The sequence below is a fragment of the Lysobacter sp. ESA13C genome (assembly GCF_019970005.1).
Taxonomy (GTDB): domain Bacteria; phylum Pseudomonadota; class Gammaproteobacteria; order Xanthomonadales; family Xanthomonadaceae; genus Lysobacter; species Lysobacter antibioticus_B.
Window position 1 is genome coordinate 504,906 of sequence record NZ_JAHXYK010000002.1, and the last position, 13,010, is coordinate 517,915.

Annotated in this window: 13 protein-coding genes and 1 tRNA gene; 4 read left to right on the forward strand and 10 right to left on the reverse strand. The window is 67.8% G+C overall.

Going from position 1 to position 13,010, the window contains the following annotated elements; all coding sequences use genetic code 11:
* Positions 1–547: 547 nt before the first annotated feature.
* From arsC to LC490_RS05285, 3 genes are all read right to left on the reverse strand, one after another.
* A complete protein-coding gene (gene arsC / locus LC490_RS05275; protein ID WP_031371734.1) occupies positions 548–913 on the reverse strand; it encodes an arsenate reductase (glutaredoxin) in 366 nt (121 codons plus the stop codon).
* Positions 914–1,090: 177 nt separating this feature from the next.
* Positions 1,091–1,165 (reverse strand) — tRNA-Val (locus tag LC490_RS05280).
* Positions 1,166–1,305: 140 nt separating this feature from the next.
* Positions 1,306–2,160, reverse strand: coding sequence for a hypothetical protein (locus tag LC490_RS05285; protein WP_031371733.1), 855 nt, complete (start codon positions 2,158–2,160; stop codon positions 1,306–1,308).
* A gap of 182 nt (positions 2,161–2,342) precedes the next feature.
* Between LC490_RS05285 and LC490_RS05290 the strand changes: the two genes are divergently transcribed.
* Positions 2,343–2,747, forward strand: coding sequence for a hypothetical protein (locus LC490_RS05290; RefSeq protein WP_223619511.1), 405 nt, complete (start codon positions 2,343–2,345; stop codon positions 2,745–2,747).
* Positions 2,748–2,873: 126 nt separating this feature from the next.
* Here LC490_RS05290 and LC490_RS05295 read toward each other — a convergent pair whose 3' ends face one another.
* Positions 2,874–3,500: a TetR/AcrR family transcriptional regulator gene (locus LC490_RS05295; RefSeq protein WP_031371731.1), complete on the reverse strand. Its 627-nt coding sequence runs from the start codon at positions 3,498–3,500 to the stop codon at positions 2,874–2,876.
* A 34-nt stretch (positions 3,501–3,534) separates the two neighbouring features.
* The gene (locus tag LC490_RS05300; RefSeq protein ID WP_031371730.1) at positions 3,535–3,792 is read right to left on the reverse strand and encodes an acyl-CoA-binding protein; all 258 of its coding nucleotides are present in this window, start codon (positions 3,790–3,792) and stop codon (positions 3,535–3,537) included.
* 152 nt (positions 3,793–3,944) lie between these two features.
* On the opposite strand from LC490_RS05300, the gene LC490_RS05305 reads away from it, so the two are divergent.
* Entirely contained in the window at positions 3,945–5,933 is a 1,989-nt protein-coding gene (locus tag LC490_RS05305; protein ID WP_031371729.1) for an SDR family oxidoreductase, read from the forward strand.
* A 287-nt stretch (positions 5,934–6,220) separates the two neighbouring features.
* On the opposite strand, the gene LC490_RS05310 is transcribed toward LC490_RS05305, so the two are convergent.
* From LC490_RS05310 to LC490_RS05320, 3 genes are all read right to left on the reverse strand, one after another.
* A complete protein-coding gene (locus LC490_RS05310; protein WP_223619512.1) occupies positions 6,221–7,267 on the reverse strand; it encodes a restriction endonuclease in 1,047 nt (348 codons plus the stop codon).
* A gap of 396 nt (positions 7,268–7,663) precedes the next feature.
* The gene (locus tag LC490_RS05315; protein WP_223619513.1) at positions 7,664–8,269 is read right to left on the reverse strand and encodes a phasin family protein; all 606 of its coding nucleotides are present in this window, start codon (positions 8,267–8,269) and stop codon (positions 7,664–7,666) included.
* Between the two features lie 156 nt (positions 8,270–8,425).
* On the reverse strand, positions 8,426–9,718 hold the full coding sequence (locus LC490_RS05320) for a patatin-like phospholipase family protein (protein ID WP_031371726.1): 1,293 nt from the start codon (positions 9,716–9,718) through the stop codon (positions 8,426–8,428).
* A 93-nt stretch (positions 9,719–9,811) separates the two neighbouring features.
* On the opposite strand from LC490_RS05320, the gene LC490_RS05325 reads away from it, so the two are divergent.
* Positions 9,812–10,615 (forward strand): hypothetical protein, encoded by an 804-nt coding sequence (locus LC490_RS05325; protein WP_223619514.1) that lies wholly within the window; start codon positions 9,812–9,814, stop codon positions 10,613–10,615.
* A 176-nt stretch (positions 10,616–10,791) separates the two neighbouring features.
* On the opposite strand, the gene LC490_RS05330 is transcribed toward LC490_RS05325, so the two are convergent.
* Complete coding sequence (locus tag LC490_RS05330) at positions 10,792–11,067, reverse strand: polyhydroxyalkanoic acid system family protein (RefSeq protein ID WP_031371724.1); 276 nt, start codon at positions 11,065–11,067, stop codon at positions 10,792–10,794.
* Between the two features lie 202 nt (positions 11,068–11,269).
* Between LC490_RS05330 and LC490_RS05335 the strand changes: the two genes are divergently transcribed.
* Entirely contained in the window at positions 11,270–12,073 is an 804-nt protein-coding gene (locus LC490_RS05335; protein ID WP_031371723.1) for an FHA domain-containing protein, read from the forward strand.
* Between the two features lie 225 nt (positions 12,074–12,298).
* Here LC490_RS05335 and msrQ read toward each other — a convergent pair whose 3' ends face one another.
* Positions 12,299–12,916 carry a protein-methionine-sulfoxide reductase heme-binding subunit MsrQ gene (msrQ, locus tag LC490_RS05340; protein ID WP_031371722.1) on the reverse strand — a complete coding sequence of 206 codons (618 nt, stop codon included), beginning with the start codon at positions 12,914–12,916 and terminating at the stop codon, positions 12,299–12,301.
* Positions 12,917–13,010 lie beyond the last annotated feature (94 nt).

Below are 13,010 nucleotides of genomic sequence, written 5' to 3' on the forward strand. Positions count from 1 at the left end.
TAACCCGGCCGCGTAGCGGGCGGAAGCTTTGCTCTTGCTTTAGAGACACGCCGGGGGCCGTGAGAGCGCGGTCGCGACTTGCGTCGCTCCTACCCTGGGCTCCAGTCGGAAACGACGCGAGATCAGGGCGTCGTGGTCGCCGCTTCAAAGAGTAGGAGCGGCGCAAGCCGCGACCGCACTGTGATGGTCTCGCTTCGAAGCGATCAAGCAAGATCTGGATCAAACGCCGAAAGCTTCCGCCGCTAAAGCGGCGGGTTACTTTCTTTTGTCATAAGCAACAAAAGAAAGGTAACCAAAGAAAAATGCTTCTCTTTGAATCACAGGCCCGCACGCGCGATGCCGACGCGGGGATTTTTCATACGGGACATCCCTGTCCCGATGAAAAACGGCCCGCATCCCTGCGGGCCGCCCTCCGGGTCTTCTATGGCCTTCGCTAGTGCGAGGCTACGCACCGCAACAGCAAAATCTTCGTGACAACGACAACGACAACGACAACGACAACGACAACGGCAGTTGCAGCTGCAGCTGTTTGTCGCCGCGTCTTCGCTCAAAGCAATTCCAGCACACGCTCCGGCGGGCGGCCGATCACGGCGCGGGCGGCGTGGACGAAGATGGGGCGTTCGATCAGGCGCGGGTGGGCGGCCATGGCGGCGAGCAGGCGGTCGTCGTCGAGCGCGGGGTCGGCCAGGCCCAGTTGGCGGTACTCGTCTTCGCCGCTGCGCAGCAGGTCGCGGGCGGGCAGGCCGAGCAGGGCCAGCAGGCCGCGCAGTTCGTCGACGCTCGGCGGGGTGTCGAGGTAGGCGACTAGGGTCGGTTCGATGCCGCGAGCCTGCAGCAGTTCCAGGGCGCCGCGCGATTTGGAGCAGCGCGGGTTGTGGTAGAGGCGGGTCGGGGCGGCGTGGGTGTCGGTCATGGCGGGTCCTCACGGTTCGGTGGTCGCGTGGGCGCGGAGGCTTCGGTGCGGCGCATCGGCAGGGCGGGCCGCGCGAGGCCGCTCGCGCTGGTGCGCGGCCGGGGCTGCGCCCTGGTCGTGCCGCGGTGGCGGCCCGGAAACGAAAAAAGCCGGCTTGCGCCGGCCTTTTCGTGGAACTGGTGGGCGGTGCAGGGTTCGAACCTGCGACCCTCGCCGTGTGAAGGCGATGCTCTACCGCTGAGCTAACCGCCCGAGTTGAATCGGGCCGCAAAGTTTACAGGGGGACTCGCGGAACAGGCAAGCCTCTGGATGAATCGGCCGCAGGGGCGGGCTCTCGGGCGTTCCGCCAGGCCCACGGGAGCGGGCGAGCGCCCTGCGAACCCAGGCGCGTGTTACTCCAGTTGTTCCTTGGCATAGCCGGCATCCAGCGCTTCCATCGCGTCCAGCGGCTTGAGCTTGGCGGCTTTCTCGTAGGCCGCGGCGGCGGCGTTTTCCTGCTTGTCGCCGTGCAGGAGCATCAGCACGTTGCCGTATTCGATGTGGGCGATCGGCGAGTCCGGAGTCAGCTTGACCGCGGCCTTGATGTGCTTCTCGGCTTCGGCCGCCTTGGCGCCGTAGGTCAGGCCACCGATCATGCCGCCGATCTTGTTGATGATCTCGGCGTGGTACAGGGCCATCGCGGTATGCGCTTCGGCATGTTTCGGCGACAGCTCCAGCGCGGTTTCCAGCGAGCTGCGGACCTTGCCGGCGATGCCGGCCTTGAGCGCCTTGGCGATGCTCAGGCCCTGGCTGTAGCGGCCCAGGGCGAAGGCGTGGCGATAGTGGCTGTTGGCGTCCTCGGGCAGGGCCTTGATCGCGGTCTCGGCGAGCTTGGCGGCCTGCTCGAAGCGCTGCAGCTTTTCGGTGTCGTCGTCGACCAGATAGGTGGCGTGGATGCCCATGGCCTTGACCGCGACGCTGGCGCCGACCGGGCCGAGCGCCTGGCCGGCATCGAAGGCGGCCTTGAAGTCGCCGCGATGGAACGCGCGCCAGGCGTCCTGCAGAGCGGCGGCGAGTGCGTCGGCGTCGAGGCCCTTCGGGGCCGCCTTGCCGGCCGCGCCGATCAGCGCGCTGGCGCGCTTGGCGTCGGGGAAGGGCTCGGTATCGCCGGCGTGCAGCTTGGGCCAGGCTTTCTTGAGGGCGTCGCCGGCGTAGGCGTAGCCCTTGGCATCATGGGGAAAGTTGGCCCAAGCGGATTTGGCAGCCATCTGCAGTCCTTGTCGACAGGTCGGGAAGGCAGCATCCCGCCGTCGCCGCGCTGTGGCAAGAGGGGACGAGGTATCGGCGCTTCGCCGTCAGAAAGCTGAAGCGGCTAGTGTGATTGCTCGATGCTCCGCCGCCACAGTGGCCTGGTGAAACCGCTCATCCGGAGCGGTCAGCGGAGCTAACGATGGCAGCAGTGAAACGCAAGAAACCGGCGGCGAGCGAAACCACGCTGCGCCATGTCTGGCTGGCCGGCCTGGGCCTGGTGGTGTTGGCGCGTCGCGAAGCGATCGCCGCGGCGGGCCGCAGCATCGGCCGTGTCGATGCGCTGCAGCAGCGCGTACGCGATTTCGCCGACGACGCGCGCAGCAACGTGCGCGGCGGCATCGAGAACGTGCGCGACCAGGTCGAGCCCAAGGTCGTCAAATTCAGCGCCGAGGTCGAGGCGCGCCTGGCGCCGGTGTTGGACAAGCTGGGCCTGAAGAAGCCCAAGCGCGGCCAGCGCAAGGCCCGCAAGACCGCGGCGAAGAAGCCGCAGTCGCGCCGGGTGGCGACGCGTAAGCCGGCGGCGCGTCGCGCCCGCAAGGCCTGATCGGTCCGCTCGCCGCGTCCACGGCGGCGGGTCGGTTCGAACGAACCAGGAAAGGGCGCCTAACGGCGCCCTTTCTGCGTTGGGGAGCGGACTCGGGTCTGGCGCCGCCGGCGAGCGCCCGCCGGTTCAGTCCAGATAGGCCCGGATCAGCGTGTTCAGATGCATGCGCTCGGCGTCGCGCAGGAACGGCGCCAACAGCATCATCACCTGGACGATGCCGTCGCGGATCGCCGCGTGCTCGTCCTTGTCGCCGCGAGCGGCGGCGTAGTTGAGCCAGAAGGTGGCGATGACCAGCACGTTCGTGGCCGTAGCCGCGAGCTCGTCGCCGGACGCGCGCATGATCCCGGCCTGCGACAGCCCGCGCATCACCATGTGGGCCTGTTCATCGGCGCGCTTGAGGATGCGGGCGAAGCGCATGCGCAAGCGGCGGTTGCGGCTGAGGATCTCGACCAGGTCGCGGTAGAGGAAGCGATAGTCCCAGATGCACTCGAACACCAGGTGCAGTTGCAGCCAGATGTCCTCGAGCCCGGGCAGGCGGCCTTGCGGCGCGGCCAACGCGGCGTCCATGCGCTCCTCGAAGCGCGCGAACAGCTGCTCGATGATGTCGTCCTTGTTGCGGAAGTGGTAGTACAGATTGCCCGGGCTGATCTCCAGCTCGTCGGCGATGTGGTTGGTGGTGACGTTCGGCTCGCCCTGCGCGTTGAACATGGTCAACGCGGTGTCGAGGATGCGCTGACGGGTCTGTTTCGCCATCGGGCGTGCCGTGCAGGGGCGGGCGGGCGCGGCGTCAGCCGCGCAGTTTCTTGACCAGGTCGACGTACTTCTTCTGCGCGTCGGCCTGTGCGGTGCCCTTGAGCTTTTCCCAGGCTTCGTACTTGGCGGTGCCTACGAAGTCGAAGAAGCCGGGCTTGGGACCGCTGACGTCGCCGTCGGCGCCCTGCTTGTACAGCGCGTACAGGCGCAGCAGGGTGTCGTTGTCGGGGCGGTCGGTCAGCGATTGGACGTCTTTGGCGGCTTGTTCGAACGCGGACTGGATATCGGACACGGCGAGCCTCTCCTGGCGCCAGGGTGAAGCGGCATAACAGCATGCACGCCCGGGACGGTCAATACGGAAAGGAATTGTTCCGCGGCACGGGCTCTGGCACCGTAGCGTCATGCCGCCGCATTGGCGGTCGATCGGCCATCCAGGAGAGGGGTATGAGCTATTTCGTCACCGGCGCGACGGGTTTCATCGGTCGCTTCCTCGTCAGCAATCTGCTGAAACGCAAGGGCACGATCCACGTGCTGGTGCGCAAGGACTCGCAGAAAAAGTTCGACGCCACCGCAAAAAAAATGGGCTGGGACCTCAAGCGGGTGATCCCGGTCGCCGGCGACATGACCCAGGCCAAGTGCGGCCTGAGCGCCGCGCAGATCCGCGCGCTCAACGGCAAGATCAAGCACTTCTTCCACCTGGCCGCGATCTACGACCTGACCGCCAGCCCGGCCGCGCAGCGCGCCGCCAACATCGACGGCACCCAGCACGCACTGGACCTGGGCACGGCGCTCAACGTCGGCTGCTTCCACCACACCAGCTCGATCGCCGCCGCCGGCATGTACCCGGGCGTGTTCCGCGAAGACATGTTCGACGAGGCCGAGGGCCTCGACGATCCCTACCTGCGCACCAAGCACGATTCCGAAGGCCTGGTGCGGGCCGAGAAGCGCATCAAGTGGCGCATCTACCGCCCGGGCATGGTCGTCGGCCATTCCCAGACCGGCGAAATGGACAAGATCGACGGGCCGTACTACTTCTTCACCTTCCTCAAGAAGCTGCGCGAGATGCTGCCGCCGTGGATGCCGATGCTCGGCGTCGAAGGCGGGCGCATCAACATCATCCCGGTCGACTACGTGGTCGATGCGATGGACCACATCGCGCACAAGCCCAAGCTCGACGGGCATTGCTTCCACCTGACCGATCCGGAGCCGCAGCGCGTCGGCGAGGTGCTCAACACCTTCGCCCGCGCCGGCCACACCCCGGAGATGACCATGCGCATCGACGCGCGCATGTTCGCCTTCGTGCCCAGCAGCGTGCGCGGCGCGGTCGGCAACCTGCCGCCGGTGCGGCGTTTCATCGGCATGTTGCTGCGCGACTTCAAGATTCCCAAGGAAACCCTGAAGTTCATCACCTATCCGACCCGCTTCGACAACCGCGAGACCGAGCGCGCGCTGCGCGGCAGCGGTATCAAGGTGCCGAACCTGGACACCTATGCCTGGCGCCTGTGGGACTACTGGGAGCGCCATCTCGACCCGGACCTGTTCATCGACCGCACCCTCAAGGGCAAGGTCCGCAACAAGGTCGTGGTGATCACCGGCGGTTCCTCGGGCATCGGTCTGGCGACGGCGGAGAAGGTGGCCGCGGCCGGCGCGGTGACGGTGATCATCGCCCGCGGCGAAGACGAGCTGTTCAAGGCCCGAGACGCGATGAAGGCCGCCGGCGGCAAGGTCTTCGCCTACACCGCGGACCTCGCCGACATGGCCGACTGCGACCGCCTGGTCAAGCAGATCCTGGACGAGCATGGCCACGTCGACATCCTGGTCAACAACGCCGGCCGTTCGATCCGGCGCTCGATCGAGCTCAGCTACGATCGTTTCCACGACTTCGAACGCACCATGCAGCTCAACTACTTCGGCAGCCTGCGCCTGATCATGGGCTTCATGCCGAAGATGACCGAGCGCCGCAAGGGCCACATCATCAACATCAGTTCGATCGGCGTGCTTGCCAGCTCGCCGCGGTTCTCGGCCTATGTCGCCTCGAAGGCGGCGCTGGACGCGTTCAGCCGCTGCGCCCAGGGCGAGTTGTCGGGCAAGGGCATCAGCTTCACCACCATCAACATGCCCTTGGTGAAGACGCCGATGATCGCGCCGACCAAGATGTACGACAGCGTGCCGACCCTGACCCCGGACGAAGCCGCCGACCTGGTGGTCAAGGGCATCATCGAGAGGCCGACCCGCATCGCCACCCGCCTGGGCATCTTCGCCTCGGTGGTCAACGCACTGGCGCCGAAGGCCTACGAGGTGGTGATGAGCACGGCGTTCGAGTTGTTCCCCGACTCGGCCGCAGCCAAGGGCGACCGCAAGGGGCTCAAGGACGAACACGCCAGCAGCGAACAGATCGCGTTCGCGGCGCTGATGCGCGGCGTGCATTGGTAAGAGTTGCGCGCCGGTCGGTGGCGCGCATCGAGTAGCGAATTCGGGGCGGCTCAGGCCGCCCCGATGCGTTTGCGCGCCTCGGGCCGCGGCCTCCTGTAGGAGCGGCGTAAGCCGCGACAGAGGTCCGGTGCGGCCTCGGCATCGCGTCGTGGGCGTGGTCGCGGGTCGCGGCTGACGCCGCTCCTACAAGGGGGGAGGGATCGACCAAGGCGTGAAACGAAAACAGCGCGCCGTTCGTCGCGGCGCGCTGTGGTCGGGTTCGCTCGGTTCGCTTCGGCGAGCCCGGATCAATAGGCCCGGCACTGGAAGAAGCGCACGCGTGCCTTGCTGCCCGGCGGCGGTTGCAACTGCACGCGCGAGGAGCGCAGGTCGGGATAGGCGTCGAGGATCGAACAGATCCGGTCGATGTCCTGTTGCTGCGCGTCGGTCAGGCGGTAGATCAGCAGGTTCGACGGCGTCGACCACAGGGCGCGTTCGACGCCGTCCAGGGTGGAGATGCTGCGGATGACCTGGGCGCGTTCGGCCGGAGGGTTGCCGGTGTGGGGGACGGCCGTGGGCGGATTCGCCGGTCGCGTGCCGGCGGTAGCCGCCGGAGCGGTCGCAGGCGGCGCCTGCGCGGCCGGCGCCGGGTTCGGTGCGGTTGCGGCCGGCGTCGGTGCAGGCGTGGCCGCAGGCGGCGTTGCGGGCGGCGCGGATGCGGCGGCGGGCGCTGCGGTGTCGGACGGCGCTTCTTGCGAAGCCGCCGGGTCGACCGGCGTGGCCTGCGCGGGCGCCGCAGCGTCGGGCTCGCTGGAAACGAACTGCGGTACGACGAAGCCGGCGATCAGGCCCAGCACGATCGCTGCGGCCCAGGCCCCGACGATGGTGCCGATGCTGCGCTTCTGCGCGGCGGCGATGACCTCGTGCCGGGTCGAAGCCGGCAATTGCGGTTCGACCAGCTCCCACAGCGTCTCGCCGCTGTACAGGTCCAGGCCGTTGGCGACGCGCTCGGAATTGCTGTCGAAGCGCCCCGTGGTGACCATCATCCCGCCCGCGGCGCCGTTGAAGCGCACCGCATCGGCCAGTTCGGCCACGGTCGCCGCCGACACGCGATAGTCGGCGTCACCGAGCTTGCACGACAGCAGCCATGGCTTGCCGGCGCGCAGCAAGCGCAGCTCGGCCTGGGTGCCGCGGGCGAGGGACTCCTCGACCGACTCGGCTTCGAAGCCGCGTTCGCGCAGGGATTCGACGATCAGGCGGGCGAACTCGCGCCAGCGCATCTTGGCCAGGCCGGCGATACCGGTGGCGACCTCAGTGCGATGACGGCGGTACGACCACAGATAGGCGGTGGACACCAATCCGATCGTCAGTGCGACGGCGGCAGCAGCCCACAGGGAAAAACTCGACATGAAGCGCTAGGCCCATAAAAGACGCTGAGGATATACGGCCTGCGACATCTAGCACTTATACGAACTGAGACGTAGTTCGCGAAATTGACGTGTTCGTTATCGGCCGTTCCATCAAGAACGACGATTCGATGTCAGCGTGAAGTCCATCCGCTACGGCATGGCGGATGCGCGGCGTTCGATGCAGGGCATCGTCGCGACCCGGCGGCGGCGGTCGCAGGCATTAAGAAAGCCCGCCAGTCCGAAACCGTAAGGGGAGGGGAGCATACGGAAGCGCGGACTGGCGGGCTTAAACGTCGCGCTGCGGACGACCCGCAGCGCGGTGAAGCCGGAGTTGAAGCTGGGTTACGGTGCGACCGGCGGCTTCGGGCGCGCGATCGACTTGCGCGTGGCCTTCTTCGCCGCCGGCGACTTCTGCGCCTTCGGCTTGGCGGCTGCGGCCTTCTTCGCGGCGGGCTTGGCCGGTGCCTTGGCTGCGCTCTTGCGCGCGCTAGGGACGCTGCCGCCCTGGCGACGCAGTTCGCGGGTCAGGGACTCGACGCGCTCGCTGAGGTCGGTCAGGTCGTCGCGGCCCGGCACGCCGAGCTTGACCAGGGCACGCTGGACGCGCTCTTCGAACACCTTCTCGAGGCGGTCCCAGGTGTCGGACGCGCGTTCGCGCGCCTGGCCGACCTTGGACTCGACCGCGTCGCGCAGCACGCCGGCTTGGCCGCCGGTGAACTTGCGCGCGGTCTGCTCGAGGTTCAGGCCTTCCTTGACCAGGCCTTCGAACAGCTTGGTGCCTTCGGCCTGGGCGCGACCGAACGCGCCGACGCCGGCCAGCCAGATCTGCTGCGCGGATTCGCTGAGCGTCTTGGACAGGCGCTCGGCCTGTTCCTGCGCGCTGCCCTTGCCGGCGCTGCTGCTCTTGCCGGGGGTCTTCTTAGCGGTCTTCTTGAACTTGGCGGCCATGGACGTCCTGTAATGAGTGCTATCGCTGTGCACTCAAGATGGCCCCCCTGTCTAGAGTAATCACACCAACCCACAGTGAGCGGCCAGTAATGAGAACGAGGAGTGAGAAACGAGTGAAAGCAGGCTCGCTCTTACTCGTTTCTCACTCCTCTTCGCTCACTTCCCGCTTCTGGCTGCAGACGCCGTCCTGCGGCGCCGTGGCCGCGGTTGCGCCACCAGCCGGTCGACGTCGTCGAGCGCACGCCGCAAGCGTGCGGTGGTCTCGGTATCGCGCTTGGGCGGTGTGATGCCGTCGAGGATCGAGCGCTGGGCGTCGGCGATCACGTCGCGGCGCAGGCGCAGGCCGTGCGCGGCCAGCACCGGCGCAAGCACGTCGGCGCGCAGGTGTAGGTCGGCCAGGGTGTTGCGGTAGGCGATCTCGCAGATGCGCTGGCGCGCCGAGAAGCTGAAGGCGTTGGTGAAGAACAACTCGCGGTCTTCGGCGTTGGGCTCGAACACCAGTTGGTCGATGTCCGGGTATTGCTGGGCGTAGCGTGCCAGGCCGACCTGCATGCGCGACTGCAGCAGGGTGCGGAAGGTCTGTGACAGCACCGCCGGCAGGCCGCCTGCGGCGAGGCTGTTGTCCTCGGCGACCGGCACGCCCTGGTTGTGGTTGAACGGCACCAGCGGGTTGATGCCGATCAGCAGGTCGATGCCGCGGTCGAGCACCACCGAGGCATGCATGGTCCGGCGCAGCGCACCGTCGACGAAATGGCGGCCACGGATCTGCACCGGCGGGTACAGCCCGGGCAGCGCGGCGCTGGCCTGGACCGCCTGCGAGATCGGCACATCGCTCCAGTTGTCGCCGCCGAAGCGGACCGCGTCGCCGCTGTCGATGTCGACCGCGACCACGTACAGCTCGGCGTCGAGTTCGCGAAAGTCGTTGCTGCGGCCGCGGCGGGTGAAGACCTCGCGCAGGAACAGCTCGACCTGAGTGTTGTCGAACAGGCCGTTCGGGATCAGGCCGCCGAAGCGGGTGATCAGGTCCGACCAGCGCGCTTCCAGCGGCGAGAACAGCAGCTCGCGCCACCACTCGGTCGCCAGGCGCGGAAAGCTCGCCGCGCGCTTGACGTACTCGAGGAAGGCCGGGCGCATGAAGGTTTCCGGGCGGAACTCGACATCGGCGCTGTCGCCGGTGACGAAGATCCGGCACATCTCGGCGGTGTCCATGCGGTTGGCCAGGCCGGCGGCGAGGAAAGCGCCGCTGCTGACGCCGACGTAACAGTCCAGGCGGGTGAGGTCGAGGCCTTCGATCGCTTCGTCGAGCGCGCGCAGGGCGCCGAGCTCGTACATGCCGCCGATCGGACCGCCGCCGGCGATGGCCAGGCCGATCTTCGGTGCGGAAGCATTGGTGCCGTGGGCCGAACGTTTGCGGCTCGCCCGGTTCTGGGCGGAATGGAGTGACAGCATGTGATAGGCAGCACGGCCCGGACGGAATTCGGTCGAGTGTAGCCCAGGACGGGCGGGGCACCAGGGGCCGGGACCAAAGTCTGAGCCGGGTCGATGAACCGGGTTGATGAGCCGGTCTGTGCCGGCTCCCCGGTCGGCTTGCGGAGGCCGGCCGGCGCCGCGATCATCGTCGCGATGGCCAGGACGACCGAACATAGCCAGCGTCTGGGGTGTCTGCTGGCCCGCCACCAGGCCCTGCACGACCCCGGGCGCGAACCGCGCAACCGGCTGCGCTGGCTGCCCGAACTGCGGTTGTGGCAGGCACGGCGCTTGGAAGCCAGCTTCGACCGCTTCCTGCGCGACCCGCGCCGGCGCCCGGCGGCGCAGTTCTTCCTCAGCGACGTCTACAACGACCGCGACTTCAGCCGTCGCGACGCCGACATCGCCAAGGTCTTGCCGATGATGCAGCGGCTATTGCCGGGCTCGTTGCTGAGCACGGTCGCCGATGCGATCGAGCTGGGCCTGCTGACGCACGCCTTCGACCTGCGCATGGCCGAGCGCCTGCAAGCGCTGGCGCCGCGCCGGCGCCGTCTCGACGGCCCGCTGTACGCGCAGATCTACCGTGCCTGCGGTTTGCCGCGGCTGCGCGGCCATCAGATCGACCTGATCGCCGCGGTCGGCCTGGGCCTGGGGCAGGCGGTGCGGATGCCGGGCATCCTGACTTTGCTCAAACTCTCGCGCGGCCCGGCCAAGGCGGCGGGCTTGTCGGAGCTGCAGGGCTTTCTCGAACGCGGTTTCGCAGCGTTCGGCCGGCTCGGCGACGTGCGCGAGTTCATCGCCGAGATCGAGCAGGACGAGCGCGACATCGCCGAGCGGCTGTTCGCCGGCGAGGCCGATCCCTTTCCACGCCTGGAGTGATCCGGCATTGGATTGAGCCGGAACTGGATTGAGCCGGTGCCGGATCGAGTGCGGGCGGCCTGGTGTCTGGATCGGTACGGGTAGGGCCGATCCCCGAGCTCGGCCAAGGCTGGAGCGAACCGAGCCGTTCGTGGCGTTGAAGCGCAGCGGTTCCGCTGCGCCGCGGGCGACGCCGCTTACTTGAAGCGTTCTTCCAGCACCCGGCGAATTTCCGACTCGATCGGGCCCTTGAGGGCGCCGAGCAGGAAACCGAGTTGCGCGGTCACGTGCAACTGATTCGGCTGCAGCGAGATCTTGCCGTCGACGCCGCTGCGGACGAAGTTGAGGGTATCGCCGACCCAGTCGTATTCGACATCGAAACGTTCGGCGAGCTTCTTCGCGACTTCCTCGACGGCTTTGCGGGCTTTGGCCGGTGCGAGCGAATGCGGATGGCGGATATCGATGCTGGACATGGTCTGGGTTCTCCCTGGAGGCCGGTATTGTGGGGGCAGGGACCGGCGCATCCAAGCCTGGGGCGCACTGCGCCGCAGCGCGGTGTTGCGAGCGGGCGAAGCGACGCGGCCGCCGGGTATCGGTTCGAACGCGCCGCAGCGTTGGGCTCGGTCCGCGACGACGGGATGTACGCGATTCGACAACCTGCTAGATTGCGGCGGAGTGAGCGCCCTCAAACTTCGATACCCGAATCGCGAACATGCCGACCTGGCCCTCAAGCCCGGGGTGCATGCGATCGGCCGCGATTCGGCCGGACGCACCGTGCTGGTCGAAGACGCCGGTGCGGCGATCGCGCAACTCAGCGTCGACCGTCGCGGCGTCTGGCTGCAGGTGCGCGAAGGTCTGCGCGGCCTGCACGTCAATGGCCGCCCGGTGAAACGCGTGGCGATGCTGCGCGCCGGCGACGCGATCTTTCTCGACGGCGTCGAACTGCTGCTGATCGACGACAAGCCCGAGCCCGCGCCGCCGTTCGGGGTCGACATCCCGGCAGATTCGCGCATGGTCGTGCGCGGCGTCGGCGGCATTCATCACGGGCGTTGCTACACCCTGGAGCAGCCGCGCCTGATCGGCCGCGCCGGCGATTGCGACATCCGCATCAACGAACCGGCCTTCGCCGATCGCCATGCGCGCCTGGAAGCCCATGCCGATGGCGTGGTGCTGCGCGATGTCGGTTCGGTCGACGGCAGCGTGGTCAACGGCCAGCCGGTGCGGCACGCCTTGCTCAAACCCGGCGATCAGTTGCTGCTCGACGGCCAACACCGTTTCGTCATCGAAGCCCCGACCCGCCAGTTCAGCGCCGCCGAAGCCCTGCAGGCCCAGTTGGCCCAGGAAGCGGCCTCGAACGAAGAGCGCATGCAGCCGCCGTCGGCCCTGCCGGCCTCGGTGCGACGCATGCCCTGGCTGTTGCTCGCCGCCGTGGTCATGGCCGGCCTGCTGAGCCTGCTGTTGCTGTACGGCACGCGCTGAGCCCCGCGACACTCGGAATAGGCGCCGCGTCCCACGGGGATTACGGCTTTCTGTAGCAGCGGCGTCCCATAGGGATTTCCTTCGGTCATAAGCCGCGACCGGGGCCGCGTCCGATTGCGTGGATTTTGCCGTAGCCTGCGCCGCCGTTTGTTTCACGCGGTCGCGGCTTGCGCCGCTCCTACCCCTAAGAGCCGCGGCTTCGTGTAAGAGCGGTGTCAGCCGCGCCTATTGCGCCGCGGCCTTGCGCCGCAGCCGCGCCTCGGCGAACTTGCGCCACACCCGCCAGCCCAGCAGGACGCTCAGGATCGTGGCGTACAGCAAAGGCTCGCGGATGTCCGACTTCACCAGCCACCAGAAATGCAGGACGGCCAATACGGCGATCGCATAGACGAGTTGGTGCAACAGCCCCCAGCGCCGGCCGAGGCGCCGCATCATGCCCTGGGTCGAGGTGACGGCGAGCGGGATCAGCAGCAGCCACGCCAGAAAGCCGACGGTGATGTAGGGCCGTTTGGCGATTTCCTCGAAGATCTGCGTCCAGTAACCCTTGAGGTCGAGCACCAGGTAGGCGGTCAGGTGCAGGCTGGCGTAGAAGAAGGCGTACAGGCCGAGCAGGCGTCGGAAGCGCAGCAACACCGCCTGGCCGCTGAGCTGGCGCAGCGGCGTGACCGCCAAGGCGATCATCAGCAAACGCAGCGCCCACAGGCCCAACCGATGTTCGATCTCGGCGATCGGGTCGGCGCCGAGCCCGCCGCTGCCGGTCAGCACTTCGGAGCGGATCTGCCAGGCCAGGATCGCCGCCGGGGTCAAGGCCAAGGCGTGCACGGCGACCTTGGCCCAGATCACGCCAGCCGGAGTCCGGCGTTTCAATGCCACCCCGGGCGGGCGCCCGAAAGCGGAAGACGAGGCGGACGAACGCGCCACCGACGCGGATTCCTTC